This window comes from Pseudomonas sp. 9AZ (assembly GCF_902506525.1).
In the GTDB taxonomy this organism is placed as follows: domain Bacteria; phylum Pseudomonadota; class Gammaproteobacteria; order Pseudomonadales; family Pseudomonadaceae; genus Aquipseudomonas; species Aquipseudomonas peli.
Genome location: NZ_LR733840.1, coordinates 783,668 through 809,164 on the forward strand (window position 1 = coordinate 783,668; position 25,497 = coordinate 809,164).

The 25,497-nt window shown below is 61.4% G+C and carries 21 protein-coding genes; 12 read left to right on the forward strand and 9 right to left on the reverse strand.

Annotation, left to right across the window (positions count from 1 at the left end; genetic code table 11):
- Nucleotides 1-34: 34 nt before the first annotated feature.
- The 5 genes from nhaC (at nucleotide 35) to rlmF (ending at nucleotide 5,133) form a co-directional block, all read left to right on the forward strand.
- Nucleotides 35-1,498 (forward strand): Na+/H+ antiporter NhaC, encoded by a 1,464-nt coding sequence (gene nhaC, locus ALTER154_RS03825; protein WP_160085316.1) that lies wholly within the window; start codon nucleotides 35-37, stop codon nucleotides 1,496-1,498.
- A 211-nt stretch (nucleotides 1,499-1,709) separates the two neighbouring features.
- The gene (gene nhaD, locus ALTER154_RS03830; protein WP_160085317.1) at nucleotides 1,710-3,086 is read left to right on the forward strand and encodes a sodium:proton antiporter NhaD; all 1,377 of its coding nucleotides are present in this window, start codon (nucleotides 1,710-1,712) and stop codon (nucleotides 3,084-3,086) included.
- A 52-nt stretch (nucleotides 3,087-3,138) separates the two neighbouring features.
- Nucleotides 3,139-3,435, forward strand: a complete 297-nt coding sequence (locus ALTER154_RS03835) for a helix-turn-helix domain-containing protein (protein WP_090248802.1) — start codon at nucleotides 3,139-3,141, stop codon at nucleotides 3,433-3,435.
- 15 nt (nucleotides 3,436-3,450) lie between these two features.
- Nucleotides 3,451-4,014, forward strand: coding sequence for a VTT domain-containing protein (locus tag ALTER154_RS03840; protein ID WP_160085318.1), 564 nt, complete (start codon nucleotides 3,451-3,453; stop codon nucleotides 4,012-4,014).
- Between the two features lie 90 nt (nucleotides 4,015-4,104).
- Nucleotides 4,105-5,133 carry a 23S rRNA (adenine(1618)-N(6))-methyltransferase RlmF gene (gene rlmF, locus ALTER154_RS03845; RefSeq protein ID WP_160085319.1) on the forward strand — a complete coding sequence of 343 codons (1,029 nt, stop codon included), beginning with the start codon at nucleotides 4,105-4,107 and terminating at the stop codon, nucleotides 5,131-5,133.
- 10 nt (nucleotides 5,134-5,143) lie between these two features.
- Here rlmF and ALTER154_RS03850 read toward each other — a convergent pair whose 3' ends face one another.
- Nucleotides 5,144-6,382 (reverse strand): SLC13 family permease, encoded by a 1,239-nt coding sequence (locus ALTER154_RS03850; RefSeq protein WP_160085320.1) that lies wholly within the window; start codon nucleotides 6,380-6,382, stop codon nucleotides 5,144-5,146.
- Between the two features lie 232 nt (nucleotides 6,383-6,614).
- A complete protein-coding gene (locus ALTER154_RS03855; protein ID WP_160085321.1) occupies nucleotides 6,615-7,982 on the reverse strand; it encodes a hypothetical protein in 1,368 nt (455 codons plus the stop codon).
- 172 nt (nucleotides 7,983-8,154) lie between these two features.
- Here ALTER154_RS03855 and ALTER154_RS03860 point away from each other — a divergent pair, with 172 nt between their 5' ends.
- Together ALTER154_RS03860 and ALTER154_RS03865 are read left to right on the forward strand one after the other, a co-directional pair.
- Entirely contained in the window at nucleotides 8,155-8,949 is a 795-nt protein-coding gene (locus ALTER154_RS03860; protein WP_160085322.1) for an ABC transporter substrate-binding protein, read from the forward strand.
- 121 nt (nucleotides 8,950-9,070) lie between these two features.
- On the forward strand, nucleotides 9,071-10,213 hold the full coding sequence (locus ALTER154_RS03865) for an ABC transporter substrate-binding protein (RefSeq protein ID WP_160085323.1): 1,143 nt from the start codon (nucleotides 9,071-9,073) through the stop codon (nucleotides 10,211-10,213).
- Here ALTER154_RS03865 and ALTER154_RS03870 read toward each other — a convergent pair.
- The 5 genes from ALTER154_RS03870 to ALTER154_RS03890 all read right to left on the reverse strand — a co-directional run bounded on the left by ALTER154_RS03870 (nucleotide 10,210) and on the right by ALTER154_RS03890 (nucleotide 17,546).
- A complete protein-coding gene (locus ALTER154_RS03870; protein ID WP_160085324.1) occupies nucleotides 10,210-11,496 on the reverse strand; it encodes an AarF/ABC1/UbiB kinase family protein in 1,287 nt (428 codons plus the stop codon). The two genes, ALTER154_RS03865 and ALTER154_RS03870, sit on opposite strands and share 4 nt — an antisense overlap.
- Nucleotides 11,497-11,565: 69 nt before the next feature.
- Nucleotides 11,566-12,357, reverse strand: a complete 792-nt coding sequence (locus ALTER154_RS03875; RefSeq protein ID WP_176600615.1) for an ABC transporter substrate-binding protein — start codon at nucleotides 12,355-12,357, stop codon at nucleotides 11,566-11,568.
- 109 nt (nucleotides 12,358-12,466) lie between these two features.
- Nucleotides 12,467-15,901 (reverse strand): SbcC/MukB-like Walker B domain-containing protein, encoded by a 3,435-nt coding sequence (locus tag ALTER154_RS03880; RefSeq protein ID WP_160085325.1) that lies wholly within the window; start codon nucleotides 15,899-15,901, stop codon nucleotides 12,467-12,469.
- Nucleotides 15,898-17,118 (reverse strand): exonuclease subunit SbcD, encoded by a 1,221-nt coding sequence (gene sbcD, locus ALTER154_RS03885; protein ID WP_160090005.1) that lies wholly within the window; start codon nucleotides 17,116-17,118, stop codon nucleotides 15,898-15,900. The genes ALTER154_RS03880 and sbcD overlap by 4 nt, the downstream gene beginning before the upstream one ends.
- An 8-nt stretch (nucleotides 17,119-17,126) precedes the next feature.
- Nucleotides 17,127-17,546, reverse strand: a complete 420-nt coding sequence (locus tag ALTER154_RS03890; protein ID WP_160085326.1) for an Lrp/AsnC family transcriptional regulator — start codon at nucleotides 17,544-17,546, stop codon at nucleotides 17,127-17,129.
- Nucleotides 17,547-17,674: 128 nt separating this feature from the next.
- Here ALTER154_RS03890 and yjeH point away from each other — a divergent pair, with 128 nt between their 5' ends.
- Entirely contained in the window at nucleotides 17,675-18,943 is a 1,269-nt protein-coding gene (gene yjeH / locus ALTER154_RS03895; RefSeq protein WP_160085327.1) for an L-methionine/branched-chain amino acid transporter, read from the forward strand.
- Nucleotides 18,944-18,993: 50 nt separating this feature from the next.
- Here yjeH and ALTER154_RS03900 read toward each other — a convergent pair whose 3' ends face one another.
- Together ALTER154_RS03900 and ALTER154_RS03905 are read right to left on the reverse strand one after the other, a co-directional pair.
- Nucleotides 18,994-20,850, reverse strand: coding sequence for a zinc-dependent metalloprotease family protein (locus ALTER154_RS03900; RefSeq protein WP_160085328.1), 1,857 nt, complete (start codon nucleotides 20,848-20,850; stop codon nucleotides 18,994-18,996).
- A gap of 20 nt (nucleotides 20,851-20,870) precedes the next feature.
- Nucleotides 20,871-21,563: a hypothetical protein gene (locus ALTER154_RS03905; protein ID WP_160085329.1), complete on the reverse strand. Its 693-nt coding sequence runs from the start codon at nucleotides 21,561-21,563 to the stop codon at nucleotides 20,871-20,873.
- A gap of 357 nt (nucleotides 21,564-21,920) precedes the next feature.
- Between ALTER154_RS03905 and ALTER154_RS03910 the strand changes: the two genes are divergently transcribed.
- The 4 genes from ALTER154_RS03910 to ALTER154_RS03925 are packed head-to-tail and all read left to right on the forward strand — an operon-like array spanning nucleotide 21,921 to nucleotide 25,485.
- Nucleotides 21,921-23,255, forward strand: coding sequence for a TAXI family TRAP transporter solute-binding subunit (locus ALTER154_RS03910; RefSeq protein ID WP_160085330.1), 1,335 nt, complete (start codon nucleotides 21,921-21,923; stop codon nucleotides 23,253-23,255).
- A 36-nt stretch (nucleotides 23,256-23,291) separates the two neighbouring features.
- The gene (yejK, locus tag ALTER154_RS03915) at nucleotides 23,292-24,299 is read left to right on the forward strand and encodes a nucleoid-associated protein YejK (protein WP_160085331.1); all 1,008 of its coding nucleotides are present in this window, start codon (nucleotides 23,292-23,294) and stop codon (nucleotides 24,297-24,299) included.
- A 2-nt stretch (nucleotides 24,300-24,301) separates the two neighbouring features.
- Nucleotides 24,302-25,120 carry a polyphosphate kinase 2 family protein gene (locus ALTER154_RS03920; protein ID WP_160085332.1) on the forward strand — a complete coding sequence of 273 codons (819 nt, stop codon included), beginning with the start codon at nucleotides 24,302-24,304 and terminating at the stop codon, nucleotides 25,118-25,120.
- A gap of 47 nt (nucleotides 25,121-25,167) precedes the next feature.
- Nucleotides 25,168-25,485, forward strand: a complete 318-nt coding sequence (locus ALTER154_RS03925) for a glutaredoxin domain-containing protein (protein WP_160085333.1) — start codon at nucleotides 25,168-25,170, stop codon at nucleotides 25,483-25,485.
- Nucleotides 25,486-25,497: the final 12 nt, after the last annotated feature.

A 25,497-nucleotide genomic window follows, 5' to 3' on the forward strand; every position in this document is an offset into this window, starting at 1 on the left:
CCAGCCACAGTTTCATTGATCGACCGGTACACCCATGACTGATACACGCTCCCCTTCCCTGCTCGATGCCCTGCTGCCGATTGGCGTGCTGGTGTTGCTGCTGGGCCTCTCCGTCTACCTGTATGGCGACAGCTCCTCCAGCGGACCGAACCAGATCGCGCTAATGAGCGCCGCCTTTGTCGCCGGCCTGGTCGGCCTGAAGAACGGCCTGCAGTGGGCGCAGATCGAGGAAGGCATCCTCGCCGGCATCCATATGGCGATGAAGGCCAACCTGATTCTGCTGGCGGTCGGTGCGCTGATCGGCACCTGGATTCTTGCCGGCACCGTGCCGACCATGATCTGGCTGGGCCTCAAGCTGATCTCGGCAGAATACTTCTACGTCACCAGCTGCCTGATCTGCGCCCTTACCGCCCTGTCCATCGGCAGTTCCTGGACCGTGGCCGGCACTCTGGGTATCGGTTTGATGGGCGTGGCCGCCGGTTTGGGCCTGGACCCGGCGATTACCGCCGGCGCGATCATTTCCGGTGCCTACTTCGGCGACAAGCTCTCGCCACTCTCCGACACCACCAACCTGGCGCCTGCCGCTGCCGGGGCCGAGCTGTTTGCGCATATCCGCCTGATGCTGCGCACCACGGTGCCGGCCCTGCTGATCGCCCTGGTGCTGTTCCTTATTCTCGGCCAGCGCGCCGACAGCAGCCATGACACCGCGCGCATCGCCGAAGTGCTGCAGGCACTGGAAAGCCAGTTCAGCCTCGGCTGGCACCTGCTGCTGCCGGTGGCGCTGCTGCTGTTTCTCGCCGTGCGTCAGTGGGCCGCCTTTCCGGCGGTGTTTGTCGCCGCGCTGCTCGGCGGGGTATTTGCGGTGGTGTTTCAACCCGAGGTCATGGCACGTCTGGCCGATCCGGCGGCCGGCAGCCTGGCACCGCTGAAAACCGTGTGGACGGCGCTGTTCGCCGGTTATGAATCCAGCAGCGGCAATCCTGCGCTTGACGGTCTGCTGTCCAAAGGCGGCATGGGCAGCATGCTCACTACGGTGTGGCTGATCATTTGCGCCATGTGCTTTGGCGGCGTGCTGGAAAAACTCGGCCTGCTCCAGCGCCTGCTGCAAAGCACCCTGCATTTGGCGAAAAGCACCAGCAGCCTGATAGCCAGCACCATAGCCACCAGTATCGGCACCAATATCATCACCGCCGACCAATACATCGCCCTGGTACTGCCGGGCCGTATGTACCGCGCCGAGTATGAAAAGCGCGGGCTGGCCCCGGTCAACCTGTCACGCGCCCTGGAAGACGGCGGCACCCTGACCTCGGTGCTGGTGCCGTGGAACACCTGTGGCGCCTATATGGCAGCCACTCTGGGCGTAGCGACCCTGAGTTACCTGCCGTACTGCTTCTTCAATCTACTGATGCCGCTGTTGGCCATCTGCCTGGCGTTTATCTTCCCGCCGCAGCCCGTGATGCCGGACAGCGCTGAACGCGACGACCTGTCGCAGGCCTGAGCCAAAACCCGCCCGCGACTGCGTATCCCGCGCAGTCCGGGCGCGCGAACGCTAACCGGTCAGTCAGAAAACGCCTATGCAAGTCGCAGGCAGGCTAACTGACGATAAATACCCTCCCAATTTCTGAGCATTTCAGGCATCTTCGTCCACGCATCAAAAGCTCGCGGCACCTCTAAATCAATAAAAAAGCCCTGCAAATGGAATTCTGACCATGTATGCGTTGATGGCACTGATCTTTGTCCTCGGTTACCTGTGCATCGCCCTCGAACACCCGCTGAAAATCGATAAAGCCGCGTCGGCCATCCTGACTGCGGTGATTTGCTGGACCCTGCTGGTCCTCGGTGCGGACAGCATTCTGCCGCTGATCGGTGCTGCCACCGCCGGGGCCAGTGGCAATGACCATCACGTCACCGAAGAGCTGCGCCATCATCTGGGCGAAATCTCCGAGATCCTGTTCTTCCTGATGGGTGCCATGACCATCGTCGAGCTGATCGACGCCCATGAAGGCTTCAAGGTCATCACCGACCGCATTCGCACCAACAAGCGCGTCACCCTGCTCTGGGTGGTGGCGCTGATCACCTTCTTCCTCTCGGCAGTGCTGGATAACCTGACCACCACCATCGTCATGGTTTCGCTGCTGCGCAAACTGGTAGCGGATCAAAAAGAGCGCTGGTTCTACGTCGGTATCGTGGTGATTGCCGCCAACGCCGGTGGCGCCTGGTCGCCGATTGGTGACGTAACCACCACCATGCTGTGGATCGGCAATCAAGTCACCACCGGCGGCATCATCGCCAACCTGTTTATCCCCAGCGTGGTCTGCCTGCTGGTGCCGCTGCTGGTACTCAGCATGACCATGAAGGGCGAAATCCAGCGCCCCCTGATCAGCGAATCGGACGAGGAACGCCGCGACCCGACTACGCCCTTCGAGCGCAACCTGGTGTTTGCCCTGGGCATTGGCGCTCTGGTGTTCGTGCCGGTATTCAAGACCGTGACTCACCTGCCGCCGTATATGGGCATCCTTTTCGGTCTGGGCGTGCTCTGGGTGGTCACCGAAGTGATTCACCGCGGCAAGAACGACGAAGACAAGCACCCGCTCTCGGTGGTTGGCGTACTGCGACGTATCGACACCACCAGCGTGCTGTTCTTCCTCGGCATTCTGCTGGCGGTCTCCAGCCTGGCCACTGCGGGCCACCTGACCCAGGTTGCCGTCGCGCTGCGTGAAAGCCTGGGCAATGTGTATGCGATCAATATCGCCATCGGCCTGCTGTCGTCGGTGGTCGATAACGTACCGCTGGTAGCCGGCGCCATGAAGATGTACCCACTGGTCACACCGGAGGCGCTGGCACTGGCCGGTGCCGACACCGCCTGGCTGAGCAACTTCCAGGTCAACGGCACCTTCTGGGAAATGCTCGCTTACTGCGCCGGTACCGGCGGCAGCTGCCTGATTATTGGTTCGGCAGCCGGCGTGGCGGCCATGGGCATGGAGAAGATCAACTTTATCTGGTACTTGAAGAAGATCAGCCTGCTGGCCTTCCTCGGCTACATTTCCGGTGCCGCGACCTATATCGCGATTGCCACCTTGAGCTGACCCTTCACCAGGCCGTGCGCCCTGCGCACGGCATCACACCAGGTACATGCCCATGGATGTCAGCAAAACCCGCAGCAGCTTCTACCGTCGCCTATACGTGGCCTGGCTGATTGACAGCGGTACAGCGACCAACGTACCCGCCTTGATGGACGCCACCGGCATGCCCCGGCGTACCGCCCAGGACACCCTGAGCGCCCTGGCCGAGCTGGATATCGAGTGCACCTTTGCCCAGCAAAGCGGTGAGCGCAATAACGCCGGGCACTACGAGATTCGTGACTGGGGCGCGATCAATCCGCAGTGGATTGCCGCCAACCTGGCGCAGATAAAAGCCGTACTCGGCTACCCCTGAAGCCACGAGGCCACCATGCGCAGTTCCTCCCGCCTGCTGCTGGTCATCCTGTTTCTGCTGGGTCTATTCGTGCTGTTCGAAACCCTGGGCATCCGCGCGAAGTTCAACCTCGACGCCTTGCAGGCGCTGCTCCTGATGCATCCGGTCGTCGGTCTGCTGCTGTTTACCCTGCTATTTGCCCTGGGCAATCTGATCCAGATTCCTGGCTGGGTATTTCTCGCCGCTGCGGTGCTGGCCCTGGGACGGGTGTATGGCGGTGTCGTCACCTATATAGCGGCCTGCGTGTCCTGCACCGTCACCTACATCACCATTCGCTATCTGGGCGGAAACGCCCTGCGTGAGTTGAACAACCCGCTGGCGCAACGCCTGCTAAGCGGCCTTGATCGCCATCCGCTGGCCAGCATCATCAGTCTACGCATCCTGTTTCAGACCGTGCCGGCGTTGAACTACGCGCTGGCCTTGTCTGGCGTGCGCTTTCGTATCTACCTGCTCGGCACCCTGCTCGGCCTGCCGCTGCCCATTGCCCTGTACTGCGTGTTCTTCGACTACCTGGCCATGCTGCTCAATATTGCTCACTAGCGCCGGCATCCAGCGTTTACCTACAGTCGGCAAGCAACCTGCGTCCAGCTGTGGGAAAATCCCGCGCCCCAAGTCTTAGATTCGCCTGCCATGTCCCTGCCGCCAAAACGTCCCAGCCGTAAACCTGCCGCACCGCGTCCTGCGCCCAGTAAACCTGCGGCCAACAAGGCCGATGCGAGCAAAGGCCAGTTGCACCCACGCAATCGCCATCAGGGCCGTTATGACTTCCCCTCGCTGATCAAGGCCAGCCCTGAGCTGGCAACCTTCGTGATCATCAACCCCTATGGCAAGGAAAGCATCGACTTCGCCAACCCGGCGGCGGTCAAGGTGTTCAACCGGGCGCTGCTCAAGCAGTTCTATGGCATCCAGCATTGGGATATTCCGGCGGATTATCTGTGCCCGCCGATCCCAGGCCGCGCCGATTACCTGCATTACCTGGCCGACCTGCTGGCCGCCAGTAACGGCGGCGAAATCCCGCGCGGCGCCAAAGTGCGTGCGCTGGATATTGGCGTAGGGGCCAACTGCATCTACCCACTGCTGGGCCACCGCGAATACGCCTGGCAGTTTCTCGGCTCGGACATCGCTGCCAACGCCATCGCCTCGGCCAAGACCATCGTGCAGGGCAATCCGGGCTTGAGCGAGGCGATTGAGCTGCGCCAGCAGCGCGACAGCACGCATATCTTCCAGGGTTTGCTGCATGCCGATGAGCGCTTCGACCTGACCCTATGCAACCCGCCCTTCCACGCCAGTGCGGAAGAAGCCAGCAGCGGCAGCAAGCGCAAATGGCGCAACCTCGGCAAACTCGACCCCAAGCGCAAACTGCCGGTGCTGAACTTCGGCGGCCAGGCGGCGGAGCTGTGGTGCAAGGGCGGCGAAGCGGCGTTTGTCAGCCAGTTGATCAAGGAAAGTGTCGAGATTGGCCAGCAGGTGCTGTGGTTTAGCAGCTTGATTTCCAAGGCAGGCAACCTGCCGGGCGTGTACAGCGCGTTGAAGAAAGCCGGCGCGCTGCAGGTACAGACCGTTGAGATGGCGCAGGGCCAGAAGCAGAGCCGCTTTGTCGCCTGGACCTTCCAAACGCCGGAACAGCAACAGCGCTGGCGGCAGAACCGCTGGCAATAACCGCGGAGACTTACCAGGGCAGCCAGCCGCCCAACGCCAGCCATACCCCAGCCAGGCCCATACTCAGCAGGGTCACCGGCACGCCGCTGCGGGCAAAGTCGATAAAACTCAGCGGCACGCCCTGACGCCGCGCACTTTCGGCGACGATCAGGTTGACCACGCTGCCGATCAGCAGCAAGTTGCCGGCCAGCGTCGACATGATCGCCAGGCTCACCAACAAGGCCTCACTGGCCTCCGGTAATACGCCCAACAACAACATCACATAGGGCACATTACCGATCAGGTTGCCGGCCAGCAGCGACAGGCTCGCCAGGGTGATCACCCCGTGCGGCAGCAGGCCCAAGTCGGCCAGATTGCCGGCCAGACCGGCGACCTGCGGCAGGCTCATCGCCGCGCCCGTTACCACAAACAGCCCGGCAAACAGCAGCAACAGGTTCCAGTCGACCTTCTGCACATAGTCGCGACTGTCCACCCGCCGCGAGATCATCACCAGCACCGCGATCAATAGGGCAGAAATCTCCCGCGGCATGCTGGTGGAAAACAGCCCGAGCAGCACCAGGCTGCCCAGCAGCGGCTTCAGGTAACTGCGTACGCCGTAGATATGCTGCACCGGAGTCTCTGCCTGTACCGCCGGCTTGGCCGTGCCCCAGCGTTTGCGCCACTGCAGCCAGATCACCGCGTAAGTAATGGCCAGTGCGGCCAGCGCAGGTGGCCCGGCGATAAAGGTGTAAGACCAGAAATCCAGGCCGCCGGCCTGGCCAATCAGGATGTTCTGCGGGTTACCGATCAGGCTCGCGGAGGAGCCGGCATTGCACGACAGCGCCAATGCCAGGAGAAATGGCCGTGGATCGAGGCCACGGGCCAGCAGGCTATGGCACAGCAACGGGGTCAGGGCAAAGGCGACGATGTCATTGACCAGCAGCGCCGACAGCACGCCGCCCAACAGAACCACGCCCAACAGCAGCAGTGCAGGCTGCTCGGCATAGTGGCTGAGCTGCTGGTTAAGCCAGGCGTACACGCCGGAGAAGTCGAACTGCGCACTGATCAGCATCAGCGCCAACAGCAGCAACAGTGCACCGGCATCCAGATGGCTGGCCGCCTCGGCCGGGGATTGTGCGCCGCTGACCAGCAGCAACACCGCCGCGCAGCCAGCAATCCAGCTGCGATCAACGCGCAGGCCACGAATGCCCCCTGCGGCCATGCCCAGGTAGGTCAATACAAACAGAATTGAAACGACCAAAACGGTCATGCGCCAGTCATCCCCTGTTAACCGCGCGATTGCGCTGCAGCACTCTAAAGGGCCTGAAGCTGACGGGGAACTGGCCGCAAAGAAAAAGGGGCCAGGAGCTATTTTCAACGTCGCGCAGCGTCGACGCGAAAGGTGGCCACCAGGGATGGCAGGCCATAAAAAGCCGGCGCACAGGCCGGCTTGTTTGAGACTCGGCCAGGCGCAGACAGCGCGCCTGGCCGGAACAGGCGTATTACTTGAGCAGCTCGAACACCGCCACGTTGCCGCTCTTCTCCAGGCCAGTGACCAGGAAATGCCGACCCTCACGCTCAACATGAGCCAAACCTTCCGGCGCCAGGTTGCCGGAGCCGGCGCCTTCACCGGCACCTACGACCTGCAGCACTTTGGGTTGCTCGGCCTGGTCCAGGTCGATCAGGGCCAGGGCATCGGCACGCTCCAGGGTTGCCACCGCCAGACGTTTGCCGAAGGCATCGAAACTCACCACACCTTCCGGCTCGCTGCCTTTGTTGGGGCTGCGCGCATCCGGGTAAACACCGGCCTGGGCGGCCATATCGTCGAGCTGGCTGCCGGTATCACCGAGCAACTTGCCGCTCATGGCATCGAACACACTGACCGTGCGACCGCCACCGCTAGGCAAGCCAGCCTTGGTTTTGGCGATTTTCGGGTCGGTATCACCTTCATCAGCGCTGACCAGGTAACGGCCATCGGCGCTCACCGCCAGGGCATCGGGTTCGCGCAGAGCAAACAGCTCGGCTGCCGGGGCGTACTTGCCGTCATCGACGATGTCCGCGGCATGACGCACAGTGCCCAGGCCAAACACTTTGTCCAGCTTGCCTTGCAGCACATCCACCACAGCAATCGCGTTGTTCTCTTGCAGGCTGACGTAGGCACGCGCGCCGTCCGGGCTGAAGGTCACGTATTCCGGTTCGATATGCTCAGGGCTGGTGCCGAACGGCACTTTCAACTCTTCGCCGTCGATCACCCGTTCCACCAGACGCTTGTGCTCATCCTGGGTCGCGCCCTCGACACCTTTCAGGTCCGGCAGGGTGATCAGGCTGTGCTTGGCCGCCGCCACGCCGCCACGCAGGTCGATCAGGCTGATTGAGCCTTCACCGCTGCGGAAACCCTCACCGTCACGCACATAGCCTTCGCCTTCGTTGGCCACCACGATGAAGTCGCCCTTGGGCGAAAACGCCAGGCTGTCAGGCCAGATGCCAATTTCAACGGTATTGAGTAGCTTGCCATCAGCCACCGAGCGCAACTCGACGCGACCGTTTTTCAGGCCATCGCTGTTGCGGATGCACACGGCAAACAGGTCTTCGCTGGGGTGGAAAATCGCCGAGGTGATTTCCCCCGTACCGGCTGCCACCAGGTTATGCCGGGCAATGCGATTGAGACCCTTGGCCGGGTCCAGCTGCAGCACATCGACCAAGCCTTCGGCACTATTGGACACAATCACGCGCATGCTCGAGGCCTGCGCGCTGACAATTTCAGTGCCGGCCGCAAAGCCGCTCTCGTACAGCGCCAGGGGTTTAAGCTCAAGGGCAGAGGCCAACGGAGCCAGGGCAAAAAGCGCGCAAAGTGTAGGGATTCGCAGCACAGCAACTATCCTTATGCAGAGACATGGGGATTGAACAAATCCGCAGCAGTCTTCACCCGCGCGATGACGTTTTAATGAAACATTAATGGCGTTTTATCTGCGCCTGCGCAGTGGTATTACTAGGTCATTAACACGTGTTGGCGATATTCCCGGTAGTCACTAAGGGGCTTTGATGAAGTGGAAAAACCTGTTCGTCGGGTTCTGTCTGTTGCTGGGGCTGCCCGCGCAAGCCAGCGAACAGCCAGAACTGAAGATCAGCGTCGGCGACTGGCCGCCTTATCTGTCCAGCGAGTTACGACACAACGGGGTGATCGCCCACCTGATCAGTGACCTGCTGGCCGATGAAGGCTATCGCGTCACCTTTCAATTTCTGCCCTGGCCACGCGCTTATTCATCAGCTGCGGCGGGCCGCTTTGACGCCAGCGCGGTGTGGATGCACAAAGCCGAGCGCGAGGCTGACTTTCTCTTCAGCGCGCCATTGCTCGACGAGCAATTCGTGTTCTTTCACCTGAAAAGCCTGCCCTTTGACTGGCAGCGCTTTGATGATCTCACAGGCATGACCCTCGGCGGCGGCCTGGAATACAGTTATGGCCCGCAGTTCGATGCCTTTCTCGCCGAGAACAAGGTGAAGATGGAGCGCGTCTCCAGCGACCAGCAGAACTTCGAAAAACTGCTCAAGGAGCGTGTGGTGCTCTACCCGCAGGAGATGAACGTCGGTTACGCCGCCCTGCGCAGCCACTTCAGCGCGGAAGATCAGGCCAAGATCACCCATCACCCCAAACCATTGCTGGTCAACCTCAGCTACCTGATGCTGCCGAAAAGCCTGAAAAGTAGCCCGGCGCTGCTCGAACGCTTTAATAAGCGCCTGCAGCTTTACCGTGACAGCGGCCGTTACCAGCGTTATTTCGATGATCTACAGCAAGGCAAGTACCAGCTGGAGCCGTCAGCATCACCCACAAATGAGTAAAAACCGGTCTTTTATGCACAACTGACTAGAGTGTTTTAGAGGATCACATGCACAGCCAGAACAAGAAGAAATGGACGAGCAGGTCCTGCAGTCGCCTGCAATCAGGGCAAGGAGCGTATCGATGACCTCTCGACAGCTGCTGCGTGGCCTGGTGATCAGCTGCCTGCTGATACCGGGTTTTGCCAGCGCAGCGGAGCCAGGCCTGAGCACGGATGAAGTGCGGATCGGCATGGTCAATGCGCAGAGCGGCCCGGCGGCAGCCCTGGGGTTGGGCATGCTCAATGGCGCTCAGGCCTACTTCAAGCGCGTCAACGCCGAAGGCGGTGTGCATGGCCGGCGCATCACCCTGCTCAGCCGCGACGATGGCTACGAGCCCAGCCAGACCGCCGCACACACCCGCAGCCTGCTGAAAACCCAGCAGGTGTTCGCCCTGCTCGGCTATGTCGGCACGCCCACCTCACGCGCCGCCGTGCCGCTGGCGCTGCGGGCGCAAGTGCCTTACCTGTTCCCCTTTACCGGCGCCGAGTTTCTGCGCACACCGGCAAGACCTGGGGTGTTCAATATTCGCGCGTCCTATATCGAGGAAACCGAGCATCTGGTCGAGCGCATGACCCAGGACCTCAAGCTGAGCAAGATCGCCATCCTGATGCAGGACGACTCCTTCGGTGAATCGGTCAAGGGCGGCCTTAATGGCGCCCTGCTCAAGCGCGAGCTGAAGATTCATGCGCAAGCGCGCATCCAGCGCAATTCGCTGGACGTGACTGCTGCCATCCAGGCCTTGCAGCGCACCCGGCCGGAAGCGGTGTTCTTTGTCGGCACTTACAGGCAACTGGCGGCCTCGATCAAACAGGCGAAAGCGCTGGGCTTCAATACACGCTTTATCAGCGTGTCGTTTATCGGCACCGAGGGGTTTATCCGTGAGATCGGCAGTGATGGTGATGGGGTGTATATATCCCAGGTAGTGCCCTCACCTGACGACCGCTCGCTGGCGCTGGTGCGCGCCTATCAGGCCGATATGCAACCCGGCGATTTTGACCATGCCTCGCTGGAGGGCTATATCGGCGCGGCGGTGTTTACTCAGGCGTTGCGCAAAGCCGGTACTGAGCCTACACGCGAGACGTTTCTCGATGCGCTGGAACACCTCGAAACGGACCTGGGCGGCTTCAAGGTGGCGTTCTCGCGCAGTCAGCATCAGGGCTCCAGCGCGGTCTTTCTGACCCGTATCGAAAATGGCCAAGCCGTACCCGTCAAGACCATGCGCTAACGCCCAGCCAGCTGTACCTGCAACAGATCGGCCACCGGCAGCGCCACGCCGAGGCGGCTGAGGTTCCAGTAATGCCCTTCCAACGTGCGATTGACCAGCAAGGTGGCCGGTGCCGGTTGCAGGCTGCCCAACGCACCCAGCACATCGGGTAACAGCCGTTGCACCTGTTCATGCAACGGCGTGGCGGCAAAGTCCCAGTGCACGCCAGGTTGCAACAGCGGCCCGAGCAAGCCATGCAGCTGGCGGTACAAGCCATAGGGTGTGGTGGATTGCGGCTGGCGTGTACCGAGCGCCTGGAAGGCCTTTTCCAGCTGCTCGCCGTCGCGGGCCTGCAGTGCCTTGTAGGTTTGTACATAGGCCGCCAGCAAGGGCGCGGACAGTGCCTGCACACAGCCGAAGTCATACACCACCAGCTCACCGGCGGCGGTGTAGGCGAAATTACCCGGATGCGGATCAGCATGCAGCAGGCCCAGCTCAAAGGCTTGAGCACTCAACCAACGCACCAGCGTCAGGGCCAGGCGCTCGCGCACGTCGGCACTGGCCTGGCTGACTTCGGCAAACGGCAAGCCCGCTTCCTCGCTGAGCGCCAGCACGCCGGGCCGGCACAGGTCTTCCTGCGGCTGCGGCAGACGCAAGCCAGGCCAATCGGCGAAATGCGCGCGAAAACCCTGCAAGCGGCGCATCTCCGCTGGGTAATCCAGCTCGGCCTCAATCACGGCGGTCAGCTCTTGATACAGCCCTTCCAGCTGCGCGGCCGGCGCGCGGAACAGACGCCCCAGCGGCAATAAGCGGCGCAGCTGGCGCAGATCCGCCTGGCAGATCTCGGCGATGCCTGGGTATTGCACCTTGAGCACCAGCGCCCGACCATCCGCCGCGATAGCGCGATGCACCTGGCCAAGGGACGCAGCGGCGAAAGGCTGCTCATCAATCTGCTGGAAGAACTGCCCGAGGTCCGCGCCATACACCTGCTGCAGGTGCCCGCGAAGTGCGCTGAAGGGCAAGGCCGGTACGCGGTTCTGCAGCGAGGCCAGCGCCTTGGCCACCGGCTCAGGCAACACACCCTGCCACTGCGAAGCCATTTGCCCCAGCTTCAGCACCGGGCCTTTCATCTCACCCAGGACATCGGTGAGCAGATCGCCCACCGGCTGCCAATCAATCGCGCTGCGCCCTGGACGCAACCGTTGTCCCAATACGCTACCGCCGATACGTGTGGCCGTACCGGCCAAGGTCAGAAAGCGCCCAAGCGCAGAGGCAGACGGTGGAGCGGCGGGAGGCTTGGCCATGCAGCAATACTCATTGAGGCGAAGCACGATCATGCACCTGCCCTTGACAGGCTCCAAGCATTAACCGACTCAGGGCTGAGAGCGTGCCAGAAAATCCCGCACCTGCTGCCGATACGTCACCGACTCGCGCTGACGCTCAATTTCATCCCAGATACGCGCGGCATACGCGGGGTTATCCGCCACATAGGCGTTGGACAGCATCAGGTAGTAGGCCTTCTCTTCCAGCGGCAGTTTGACCTTCTCCAGCAGCGCTGCCAGCTCAGGATTGCTCTGCAGCACAAAGTCGCCACGCAGGCTCTGTAGCGCCGCCGCTTCGATGCGTTTAAGGCTGAGCATCTGCAACAGCGCCAGGGGATCACGGCTGGTTTCGTCCACCTCGGCGCCCTGAGCGCGAATAAAATCGGCAACCGAAAAGCCGCTCAAAGCCCCCACCCGCCCATGCAGTTGGCGAAACTCTTCACCATCCCAGCTCACCAGACTGTCTTTGCGTCGGTACAGGGCATAGATCGAGGTGTGCAGTCGCTTGCGTTCATCCAGCCGGCCCTCGGCATCCTGTGGGTAGCGACCGAGAAGCAAACGCTCCTCCTTAAAGCTGGAGGCAAAAGCGCCGTCATAAGTACCTTGAGCAAGCCCGGACAGGCAGCGTTTCCAGGGTACGGCAACAAAGCTGAACTGCACTGGCAAGGCATCGGCAACCAGGCGCAGCAGCTGCAGATTGAGCCCGCGGCCGTCGGCCATCACCCAGGGGTAAGAGTTCTTGTCTTCATAACAGAGGGTCAAAGCCTCGGCCGAACGTGGGGCCGCGTGGGCATCAAAAACCAGGCAACAGCAGCACAGCAGGTAGATCAACAGCTTGGCCAAGTGCAATGCTCCGAGACAGTGGAAAGCGTCGTTTCCTGATAATGGGTGCGGCTTCCTGCGCGCTGTTTTTCAGTATAGGTAGGCATAGCCCAAGCAACGCTGGCGCAGATCAATTGTCTCGAACACTCACCGCAAAGCGCTTATCCAGGCCGCTGTAGCCCATGCCGACGCCCTTGTGCACTTTCAGCTGCACTGGGATGCGCTCCTTGAGCGCCTCGACATGACTGATTACGCCAATCATCTTGCCGCTGGCGTTGAGGTTATCCAGCGCATCCAGCGCCAACTCCAGGGTTTCCCCGTCCAGGGTGCCGAAGCCTTCATCGAGAAACAGTGAGTCGATGCTGGTTTTATGGCTGACCAGATCAGATAGCGCCAGGGCCAAGGCCAAGCTGACCAGAAAGCTCTCGCCGCCGGACAAGGTTTTGGTGTCGCGCGCCGCATCGGCCTGCCAGGTGTCGATCACCTCCAGCTCCAGTTCTCCGCTGCTGCGCCGCGCCAACTGGTAGCGGCCGTGCAGGCGTTCGAGCTGCTGATTGGCCAGGTAGACCAGATGATCCAGGGTCAGTCCCTGGGCGAACTTGCGGTACTTGGCGCCATCGGCCGAGCCGATCAGGCTGTTAAGTTGCTGCCATAAGTCGTATTCACCCTGCTTGGCTTGGATCTCGGCAAACAGGCTTTGCTGGCCTTGCCTTCGGGCGTCGTCACCTTGCAGCTGAGCGCGGATTTCGCCCTGGCGTTCGCTTAGGGCTTTTAGCTGGACGTTCAGAGCAAGCAGCTGCTCATCCAACTGCGCCAGGCTAAGCGCGGTGGCCGGGCTAGCTTGTAGGGCGGCCAATTGCTGCGTGGCGGCACGGACCAAGGCCTGAGCATCGTTCAAGGCCTTCTCCAGACGCTGACGCAATTGCTGCAACGCGGCACGCTGCGCCTCATCCAGCAAGGCGGCCAGATAATCGGCTTCGGCATTATAAGGGCTGGCAACCAGAGCGGCCGTCCACAGCTGCTCGGTCTGTTGCAGGCGCGCCTGATCATCCTGCAGACGGCTGGCCAGGGCCTGACGGCTACCGGAAAGCTGCTGCTGGCGGCGCTGCGCCTCTTCCAGTTGCATCTGCGCCTGCTGCAAAGCCGCCTGCGCATCGGCGGGCTTGGCCAAAGCCGGTTGATCGGCCAGGCCCAATACATCCCAGCGTTGCTGCCAGAGCCGGGCAAGCTGAGCTGCGTTTTGTAGCCCATGATCCAGCTCGCTTAACTCGCGCTGTAAATCCAGGCACTGCTGCTGATTGTGCTGCCAGCGCTGCCACTCGGCCTGACGCTCAGCCAGCCAGGCGCTGGCGTCGTCCGGCAGCTGATAGTCGAACTCGGCCAAAGCTTGGCTTAGGCTGGCGCTACGCTCGCTGGCAACCTGCAACAGTTGCTGCAGACGCAGCTGGCCTTGCTCGTTCTGCTCCTGGCGCTGCTGCAGTTGCAGGCGGTTGAGCGCCTGCTGCTGTTCCAGCTGGCTGCACAATTGCTGCAGAACCAGCCGTGCCTGCTGGCACTGTTCGAGGCGGCTATTGAGCTGTTGCAGCTGCTCGAGGCTCTGCTGCAACTGTTGCAGCTCAATGCGCTGTTGCGCCTGTTGCTCAGCCAGGGCAATGGCATCGGTCAGCGGGGTTTCCAGCTGAGCATTAAGCGCCTGCCAGCGCTCACTCTGCTCGGCCTGGGTCTGCTGGCCACGCTCGAACTGCTGCTCTTGCTGCTCCAGGCGCGCGGCGAGCTTTTCCAGCTCGCCAGTCAGTTGCCGACCTTGTTCAGTCAGGGCTTCCAGCTCAGTGCGTTTGTTATTGAGCAGCGCCTTGGTCGCCGAAACATCCAGGGCCTGGTAGGCGCTGATCGCCGGGTGAGACTCAGAGCCACACAGCGGGCAGGCCTCACCGGGTTGCAGCTGGGCGCGATGGGCTTCCAGGGCCTGAATGCGCTGTTCCTGCTCCAGCAGTTTTTCCTGGGCCTGCACCTGCTGCTGCAAGTCCTTGTAGCTCAGACGCAGCTGCGCCACTTCGGCGTTCTTGGTTTGATGCTGCTCACGCAAGCTAATCAGGGCGGTTGTCAGCTGGTTCTGCTCAACCGCCAGGCGCTGTTGGGCCGTGGCCAACTCGCCCAGTTGGGTCAGCACACCGCCCTGGATATGCAGCTGCTGCCAGCGCTCACGCAAGGCCAGTTCGCTGCGCCCAACCAATAGCTCATCGCGTTGCTGCTGCGCGGCGCTTTCCTGCTCGCGGGCCTGCTGCAGACGAAGCTGTTCGGCGCCAAGTTGTTCAGTTTGCTGGTTCAGTTGCGTCTGCGACGCGGTGATAGTTTCTTGCAGTTGCTGCTGGCTCAGTTGCAGCTGGGCGATTTCCTCAATCTGTTGCTCGCGTACCTTAAGCTGCTCGCCCCAACTGCCCAGCTGCTCACCCAGACGGCCATGCTGCGGCTGCGCGGCCAGTTGTTGCTGCACCAGCTGCAGGCGTTCGGCCAGCTGCTGACGCTGCGCCTGGCAATCGGCAAGCAGCAAGGCGCTAAGTTCGCGGGCCTGCCAACTGTGCTCGGCAATCGCCTGCTCAACCTGGCGCTGCTCAGCGGCATTCTGCTGCAAGCCCTGCTCTGTCTGCGCCAGGTTTTGGCGGGCCTGCTGCCAGTCATGGTGCAACGGTTGCAAACGCAACGCAGGCTCGCTGGCGGCCAGTTGCGCCAGCTGCGGCTGGGCCTGTTGTAACTCATGTTGCGCCGCCTGCTCGGCCTGCTGGCTGGCGTGCAACTGAGCCTGGGTCTTGCTCAGCTCCTCGCACCAGCGGCGCTGGCGCTGCAACTCGCCATGCTGGGCGCCAAGTGCGGCTTCATCAATAGCCAGTTGTTTGGACTGCGCTTGCAACTCGGCGCGCTGCTCTTCACTTAGCAGCTCGACACCATCGGCACGGGCGCGCAGCTGGTCGAGGGCAAACTTGACCTCGCGGCACTGCTCGAACACCCGCTGAGAAATCTGCCCATAAATGTCGGTGCCGGTCAGCTCTTCCAGCAGCTCGGCACGCTGGTTGGCATTGGCTTCGAGAAAGGCGGCGAAACCGCCCTGAGCCAGCAGCATGGATTTGGTAAAGCGCTCGAAATCGAGACCCGTGAGACGCTCGGTCTCACGCAGCTTCTCGTTGATCTTGTCGGTGATGATCTGCCCGCTGGCATCAGCCAGTTCCACCTTGGGTGCCTGCAGCGCACCATCGGCTTTATCGCGGGCGCGGCGCTGGCTCCAGAACGCGCGGTAGGCGACGCCTTTGACCTCGAATTCGACCTCGGCCAGGCAGTCGGCGGTGTGCCGACTCATCAGTTCATTGGCGCTGGCCGACACCGTGCTCATACGCGGCGTGCGGTGGTACAGCGCCAGGCAGATGGCGTCGAGCAGCGTGGTCTTGCCCGCGCCGGTCGGGCCGGTGATCGCAAACAGGCCGTTGTCCTTAAACGGCTCGGCGGTAAAGTCGATCTTCCACTCGCCTTTGAGCGAATTGAGGTTTTTCAGGCGCAGGCTAAGGATCTTCATACCTCGCCCTCGCGCAGCTCGCTTACCACTTGCTGATACAGCCCCAGCAGGCGCTGCTGCTCGGTTTCGTCCAGGCTTTCGCTGCTTAGACGTTGGGCGAATACATCATCAACGCTTAGCTCATCCAGGGTTTCCTTGGCCTGGCCCTGCAAGCTCGCGCTGGCATTACCGCGCTCGCGGCGAATGCGCAGCACCTCCACCGGAAGGCCGTCGCATAGGGCGGCGATACGCAGCTGCAAATCACTCAGGTAATCGTCGGTACCGACCAGCACTTCCAGCCATACCGGCAGCTCGACACTGCCCTGCTCCGCCGCTTGCTTGATCTGCCCGTCCAGCTCTTTTAGCGAGCCGCGTAAGGACAGCAGCGGCTGAAAACGCGGCACAGGCAGCGCGGTGATCTGGCGCAAGCCACTGCTATCCAGCTCCACCAGCAGCACCTCTTTCTGCTGTTTGGCTTCATCGAAGCTCAGCGCAATAGGCGAACCGCAGTAGCGGATATGCTCCAGGCCACCGACCTTCTGCGGGCGGTGGATATGCCCCAGGGCGATATAGGCCGCGGGCGGAAAGGCGCTGGTGGGAAAGGCCTCCAGGCTGCCGACATAAATCTCGCGCACCGAATCGCTGGCACTGGCACCCACAGTAGTGAGATGCCCCGTGGCAATAATCGGCAGGTCTACACCAAGCTCGGCACGCTTGGCCTCGGCCAAGACATAGAGATCCTGGTAGTGCTGCTGGATCGCCTGTTGCAACGACTGCTGCTTGTCCTGCGCACTCTGCCCGGCCTGGCTAAGCAATACATCGCGCGGACGAATAAAGGGAATGCCACAGAGGATCGCACCGGGCGAACCGTCGCGCCGATGCAGCACCAGCAGCTGTTCATCCATCTGCTCGCAGACGCCGGGAATCACCCGCGTACCGAGCTGCGCCAGCAGCGTCTTGCTCTCGCCGAGCATGGCCACCGAATCATGGTTACCGCCGAGCACCACCAGCTCGCAGCCGGTGCCACGCAGTTCGACGATAAAGCGGTTGTACTGTTCGCGGGCGTAGCTGGGCGGCGCGCCGGTGTCGAAGATATCGCCGGCAATAAGCACGGCATCGACCGCCTGCTCCCGTACCTGTTCGATCAGCCAGGCGCAGAACGCCTGATGCTCGGCCTGGCGGGTCTTGCCCATAAAGTGCTGGCCGAGGTGCCAGTCGGAGGTGTGCAAAATGCGTATGGGCTGAGTCAAAACTGCCAGTCCTTGACCACCATATGGGTCTTCACTTTCTGCATACCGGGGAAGTTTTCGATCTCGCCGCGAATCTCGCTCAGGCGCTGCATCGACGCGGCTTCGATGGACACCAGCATATCGGTCTCACCGCTGATGCCACTGCAACGGCGCACTTCCGGGTATACGCGCATCAGCTCGACATAGTGCTCGCAGCGCCCTCCCTGATAGAACAGCTCCAGATAGGCCTTGATCCCAGCAGCGCCCGGCACCGTCACCTGGGCCTGATAGCCGCTGATCACGCCGCTGTGTTCCAACTGACGAATGCGCTCGCTGACCGCCGAACGCGACAGGTTGACCTCGCGGGCGATCTGGCTGACGGGCAAACGCGCATCGGCGCGTAACAGGGCGAGTATCTGCTGATCGAACTTGTCCACGCGGGGCTCTCGGAAAAGGCAATTTGACGGCCAAATGCGCCAGATCGTCGGTTAAAGCCGACGCTTCGCCAGCAGCCTGTAACAGACGGGCGATTTAACATGGCTAACGAAACCGCAGAGCATACAACATGAGTCGTCTGAACCCGGAATTGGGCCTGCTGCAAGGGATTGGCCTGCTAAGTACTTCACTGCTGGGCACCGGGATTTTTGTGATCCCGGCGCTGGCCGCCACTGCTGCCGGCGAGGCGTCGTTATGGGCCTGGATGCTGCTGATCGCTCTGGTGCTGCCAGTGGCGTTTACCTTCGCTCAGCTGGGTCGGCACTTTCCCCATGCTGGCGGCGCGCCGCATTTGATTGGCCGCGCCTTTGGGTCGCGGATGGAGCGTATCAGCGCCCTACTGTTTCTTGCGGTGTTGCCGGTGGGTTTGCCGGCAGCGCTGAATATTTCCACCGGTTTTTTCCAGGCCTTGTTTGCCATCGGCCGCGGTGAAGCGCTGCTGATTCAGCTCGCCACGCTGGGGGCGATGTTGCTCCTCGGCCAACGTCCGGCAAAGGCCTCGGGCATGGTGCAGGGGGCGATTGCCTTGGCGATTATTGCCATGGTGGGGTTGATCTGGTGGGCCGGTGATTTGCCCCACGCCAATCAACCTTTGCTGCCGGAACTGAGTGGTTCCTGGCATCTGTTGCCCGTCGCGCTGGGGGTGATGTTCTGGTGTTTTGTCGGCATCGAAGCCTTTACCCATATGGGCGAGGAATTCAAGAACCCTGAACGCGACTTCCCACTGGCGCTGCTGTTGGGTGTGCTGCTGGCAGGCCTGGTGTACTGGGCCTTTTCGGTGGCGGTGTTGAGTTTTCATGCCTACGGCGATGTGCAGACCGATGCTGCGTCCCTGCCGCGTATGCTCGACCAACTGTTCGGCGCCAAGGCCCGCTGGCTTAGTGCGCTGATCGGCTACTTGGCCTGCTTTGCTTCGATGAATGTCTATGTGCAGGGCTTTGCGCGGTTGATCTGGAGCCTGGCCGATGAAGGCAAATTGCCGCGCCCGCTGGCCCAACGCAACCATCACGGTGTGCCGGCTCGCGCCTTGTTGCTGGTGGTGGTGATCTGCGCCCTGTGCGCCAGCTTGGCAGCGGTGATGCAACTGTCGGTGGACCAACTCATCCGCTACGCCAATGGCAACTTTGTGCTGATTTATCTGTTAAGCATGGCCGCTGGTTGGGTGCTGTTAAAAGGGCTGTGGCGGTGGGTGGCGGCGTTTAGCGCGCTGCTCTGTGCCCTGGTGATGATCGCCCTGGGTAACGACGCCTGGTATGCCATGGGCCTGCTGCTGGCCTTGGCGGCGCTGGACTGTATTCGCAGCCGTCGTACGCCGACCTCACCCTCTTCGGCGCATTAACGTCAGGCAAAAAAACTGGCGCCCCAACCACGGGCGCCAGTTTTTTTCGGCTAGAGCCGGTTAAGGCTGATGTTATCCAGGTACAGCGATTGGTCTGGGCGGGTACCAAGCACCAGCAGTTCCATGCGCCGATAAGCGCCGGCCGGCACCTGGAAGCTCTGCTGCAACTTGCTCCAAACGCCGCCCTTGGTATTCACCACACCGAGTGACAGCGTACGAGCTTTGCCGGACGTGTCTTCAAGGTAGAGGTAGGCATAGGACAGCGCAGCGACGCTGGCGGTGCGGCTCACCATCACGTCAGCGCTAAAGCGATACGACAAACCTGGCTGCACCTTGCCGGCTAGCAACAGGCTAGCGCCAGTGCCATCGGCCTTACGCGCATAGACCTCCAGCGACTTGCCGGTCTTCGCCAGCGCGGTGAGCCGATTGCTGCCGTAGAAGCCAGTCCACTCACCGATCGCGCTGTCGAACGGCCAACTGAATGCCGCTGGCGTAACTGGCTTGACCGCGGAGGTGGGCGTCACTTCGCTGAGCTGAACTTCGTCCAGCAGCACACCCAAACGGTTGACGCTTAACAGGCCCAGGTAGGTGTTACGAATGACGGTGGGTGGCGGCTGGTAGATAAAGGTCATGTCGATGGGCGTGAACTCGCTGCTGGTCACCGACTTGATCGCGCCGTTGGCGCTGCTGTAGCTGATACCGGCGTTTTCCTCATGGACCATGCCTAAGTACACGTTACCGCGCACGTTGGTGCCCTTGAGCATGACCTTGGCTTTCAACCGGTAGGTGGCGCCCACCTTGAGCGCGCCGACAGAGGTGGCGAGCATATCGTCACGACCAGCCGGTAGGTCGAATTGCAACGCGTCGTCACGGCAGGTTTTACCGACGTTAAGTTGGCTCAGCTTGGCCACGTTAAGTAAGGTTTTCCAACCATCCAGGGTGCGGAACTCACCGTTGGTTACCAAGCTCGTGAGGGCGGGCTTGGCGCACCAAGCCGTTACCGGCGGTGCTACGGGCGGGATCGGTGTGGTTGGTTTAGTGGGCGTGGTCGGCGTAGTAGGTTTGGTCGGCGTGCTGGTGGGGTTGACCGTTTCGGGCACTTTTGTCGGACGCAGTGCGGCGATGTGTGCGGCCATGTCATTTAGCGCGCGAGCGGCGTCAGCATAGCTGGCACGGCCACACGCCTGGTTGGCACAGGTACTGTCAGCCAGGGCTGGGGTGGAAAACAACGGCGCCTGCACCGACGCGTTAAACGCCTGCGGGTAGGCCATGATGGTCGCGAAACGACCCTGCACGCCATAGCCGCGGCCCCACTCATAGGTGCCTTGGTGAATGCCACGGGCTAGGTAGGTGTAGTAACCCTCGGTCTGGTCTTGCTCGTAGGAATGACGCAGTCCCAGGTTGTGGCCAATCTCATGAGCCATGGTGCTCAGGCTGCAATCCACGCCGGTGATGCCGTAGGCACTGGCCCAGGCGCCATTCTGGAACGTGCCGCTGTTCTTCGGACCGGAGAGCACGTAACCAATGCCGCACACCCCATAGCCCTGGCCTACTTGGGTACGGCTGATCAGTTGCACCACGTCGGCGCCGTAGGTTTCACGCAGTTGTTGTACCCGCGGGTCGGCGGCGAACGCAGACAAATCTTTGCCAGATATGGTCGGGTAGCTGGCCCAGTTCAGCAGTTGCCGGTTGACCAAGCGCAGACGCAGGTTGACGTTGCTTTTCTTGAACGCGTTGTTGGCAAATTCGATGTAGCTGGCGATGCGTGCGTCAATGTCACGCCCATTAGGCAGGGCTTGCGCCTCTTTGGTGTAGAGCACCAGCAGATCGACGGTGCGCGGTTCGGTGGCAGCTTGAGTCAACGGGGCCAGCAAGAGCATGGCCAGGCAGACGAATAATTTTTTCATGATGTCTAATCCTGTAGCACTCAGCCGCGGGTTGGCGGTGGGAGTGGCTGCAACGGCGTGGATTCAGGGGTCACGAGGGCGTCCGGGGTGGCACGCAGCAGCAGCTCGTTCTGGTCGGTAATCAGCGTGCTGCCGGTGGCGTTGTCCACCACAAACGACAGGGTCTTATCGCTGGTCGCCAGGGTGATGTGGGTCTCCAGTTGCCCGCGCACGACGGTCAGCGAGTCTTCCGGCTGCCCCCCTTGCACCGACCCGCTCCAAACGGCGACACCGGTGTTGTGGGTCTCGTCCAGCGTGGCGCGTAGCGGTTCTTTGCGCCCCGGCACGGCCAGCTGCAGGGTTTTGCCCACGGCCAGGGTGCCAAGGGCAGAAACCGGCATGTTGGTGCGGTAGAGGGTCATTTCGTCTTGCTGCTCAGGCACCAGCGAACGGCTGTCCCAGAGCTCAATCACGTTGTCAGCCGGTGCAGCCGCTTGTACCGATACGTCTTTAACTGGCGTGCTCGCGACCACACCCGCAGCAGCAACCGACGGTGCACTGAACGGCTTGGACGGCAGCAAACCAGTGGACGGCGCCGCAGCAGCCAGGGCAGAAGGCAACGGGGCAGAAGGCGTAACAGCGACGTTGGCCGTTGAAGGCTCGTGCAGTAAAAATGCAAGCGTGGCACCTGAGGCAAGCAGGGCTACTGCCACATAAAGCAGGGTTCGGGGCATAGGCCACCTTCCTACGTTCAACCCGCAACAGCCGGGTTAGAGCGAAGCCACGGAAGAGCATCCCTGAAAGACCGCGGAACAGGTTAAACCGTCGTGGAGCAACGGTCGGTTGTTGTTCGTTTTATTGACGTCAAAATATTGATATCACAGTGCTATCATCGCCCACAAAGACGAATTCGCTATAGAGAAACCCTGAAAAACGCATTCCAGAAGCTTATAAAGCTGTCTGACGCTTCGTTTCCGCTCTAAATCGAGCGCCAGGCACAGCCCGCACGACGCACGTGTACAAGGGCAACAGGCGAAAAAGACGCCGGACGGTTAACCTTTACGCACTCAGAGCAAGGCCAAGGAACTGCAATGCGAAGAATCCTGCGCGACCTAAAGATTATGTTGTTGACCAACCTGTGGATCGTGCCCGTAGTGGCCGCCTTGGTCGGTGCCCTCTTCTACTTTGTTGCCCCACCACCGCCCATGCATGCCCGCATGGCGACCGGCGCAGTGGGCGGTGGCTACCATGCATTTGGCGAGCGGCTGCGGGACGAACTGGCGCTGCAGGGTTTCAGCCTGGAACTGGTAGAGAGCGCGGGCTCTGCAGACAATCTGGGCAAACTGGGTCGCGGCGACGTGGAACTGGCCATGGTCCAGAGCGGCCAGGAACTGACCCTTAGCGACGAGGCGCGCAGCACCCTCAATGGCCTGGGCGTGATGTACCGCGAACCGCTGTGGCTGTTTCTCGGCGACACAGTCAAATTCGAACGCCTGAGCGATCTGATCAAGCTGCGCCTGGCCATCGGCTCCGCCAACAGTGGTACCCAGGCAGTAACCGCGGCACTTTTTGCCGCCAACCGCATCGAGCCGCCACAGTACCCACAGCGCTGGCAACAAATGGGCGGCAGCAAGGCCGCTGATGCGCTGATAGCGGGCGAACTGGACGCGGCCTTCTTCGTGGGCCCCGCCGAAAATGCCTTGATCCAGCGCCTGGCTGCGGAGCCCAAAGTACGCCTGGTCAGCTTGCGCCGCACCGAAGCCTACCTAGCACGCCTGCCCTACTTAAGTCAGTTGCAGGTGGGCGAAGGCATGCTCGATATGCAGCACAACACACCAGACCGAGACATCGTGACCCTGGGCCCGGTCGCCACGCTGGTCGCCGGCGAGGAATTCCACCCGTCACTCACCCCGCTGATCCTCGAAGCGGCGAAAACTGTGCTGAAGAATGGCAGCCTGCTCGACCCGGCCGGCAGCTATCCGGCCAAACCGCCGCTATCACTCAATACCCTGAACGAAGCCGAGTACTACTACGACAAAGGCCTGCCCATCCTGCAGCGCTATCTGCCGTTCCGTATTGCCTCCCTGGCTGACCGCTACATCATCCTGGCAATTCCACTGTTGGTGCTGTTGTTCCCGCTGTTCAAGGCCATCGGCCCGATCTACCAGTGGCGCATCCGCGCGCGCATCTACCGCTGGTACAAACACCTGCGCGAGATCGACCAGCAGCTCTACAAAGGCAAACTGCCCAGCGACCTGGATGCTGAGATCCTCCGCTTGGAACGCCTGGAGGATGAATTGGCGCGGATTGAAGTACCGCTGTCCTACTCCAGCGAGCTGTACCAGTTGCATATGCACCTGCGCTACATGATCGAACGCCTGCATGCACTGCAGCAGCGCACGACTGCCAAGCAGCTGGTCGGGTAAGATGCGCGCTTTCCGTTTACGCACCACGAGGCCGCTATGCCGATCCGCCACTGCATCGTTCACCTGATCGACAAAAAGCCTGATGGCACTCCCGCCGTGCTGCATGCTCGCGACACCGAGCTGGCCGCCTCGCAAGCCATCGAAAACATGCTCGCCGACCTCAACGAGAGCTATAACGCCAAGCAGGGCAAGGCCTGGGGGTTTTTCCACGAGGAGTCCGGTGCCTATCCGTTCAGCGGCTGGTTGAAGCACTACCTCGACGAAGGTCAGGACTTTGCCGCATTCAGCCGTCAGGCGGTCGAGCAGCTGCAGAAGCTAATGGAAGAATCCAACCTGTCCACCGGCGGCCATGTGCTGTTCGCTCATTATCAGCAAGGCATGACCGACTACCTGTCGATCGCCCTGCTGCACCACAGTGAAGGCGTGGCGGTGAACGAGGCGTTGGACGTGACCGCCGCCAAGCACCTGGACCTGAGCCAGCTGCACCTAGCGGCGCGCATCAACATCTCCGAGTGGCGCAACAACGCCAACTCCAAGCAGTACATCTCCTTTATCAAGGGCAAGAACGGCAAGAAGGTCTCGGAGTACTTCCGCGACTTTATCGGCTGCCAGGAAGGCGTCGACGGCCCGGGCGAAACACGCACCCTGCTGAAAGCCTTCAGTGACTTCGTGGAAAGTGAAGACCTGCCGGAAGAACAGGCCCGCGAGAAGACCAAGACCTTGGTCAGCTATGCGGCGAACCAGGCCAAACAAGGCGAGCCTATCACCCTCGATGAGCTATCCGGACTGATCGACGAAGAACGGCCCAAGGCCTTCTTTGACCATATACGCAACAAGGATTACGGCATGGCCCCGGAATTTCCGGCGGACAAACGCACCCTCAGCCAGTTTCAGCGCTTTACCGGGCGTGCAGAAGGCCTGTCGATCAGCTTCGAGGCACACCTGCTCGGCTCGAAGATCGAGTACGACGAAAGCACTGACACCCTGGTGATCCGTAACCTGCCGACGCAGCTGACCGATCAGCTTAAGCGCCGTAAAAACTAAGCATGAGCCGCCTGCCGGATAGCCTGCTGGATGCCTGCCGCTGTGACCCGGCAGCGCCTTTTGCCCAGGACCCGGCGCGCGATTTCGGCCTGGATAAGCAAACGGCCAAACTGGCTCTGGCAGAACTGCGCCCCTGGCTCAACCAGCAACAGCGCATGCTCTGGGCCAACCGGCGTCATGCCCTGCTGCTGATCCTGCAAGGCACCGATTGCTCCGGTAAGGATGGCGTGATTCGCCGGGTGATCAGCAGCTTCGATCCCCAGGGTCTGCGCATCCACAGTTTTCAGAAGCCCGATGCCTGCGAACAGCGCCATGACTTTCTCTGGCGCTATCAACGGCGTTTGCCGGGGCTGGGCCTGCTCGGGGTATTCAACCGCAGTTACTACGAAGGGCTGATCAGCGATCCGCTGGATGGCCTGTGCAGCGCCGCCGAACTCCCCGCGCGCCAACTGGCGATTCACGCCTTCGAGGCGCAGCTGATCAGCCAGTCGATTCAACCGCTGAAATGCTTTTTGCAGCTATCCAGAGATGAACAAAAGCGTCGCCTGCAGGAGCGTGTTGAACAACCGCATAAACGCTGGAAACTGCACAGCAGCGACCTGCAGTCCTACCGCGAATTTGACCTGCGCCAACAGCGCTGGGCCGAGCAACTTGCAGCCAGCCACAGCGACGCAGCACCCTGGTATGTAATTCCGGCGGATCATCGCTGGCTGCGCGACTGGCTGGTGGCAAGCCTGCTGGCCCGCGAGCTGGAGCGGCTAAAACTGGATTGGCCGGATACCCCGCCGCCGTTCAGTCTGGAAGACTTGCAGCGCAGCTAGCACACGGTTCACCAGACCATCGACACAAGCAGGCAAAGGAACGCCCCATGAAGAAAGTCATTCTGCTGCTTAGCGCCCTGGCGCTCTTCCAACACTGGGACACGGTGCAACGCTGGTTTCAACCGCCGCTGGCTGATCGACCAGGCGAAGTGGTGTTGTATGCCACGCAATGGTGCGGCTACTGCGCGAAAACCCGCGAGCAACTGGCACAGGATCAGATTGCCTACCGGGAAATTGATATCGAGAAAGACCCCGCCGGCCAGGCGACCTTCAAGGCTTTGGGTGGGCGCGGCGTGCCCTTGCTGGATATCAAGGGCACGCTGATTCACGGTTACGATCCGCAGACGATGCGCGCTGCCTACTGAAAAGCCAGCGCG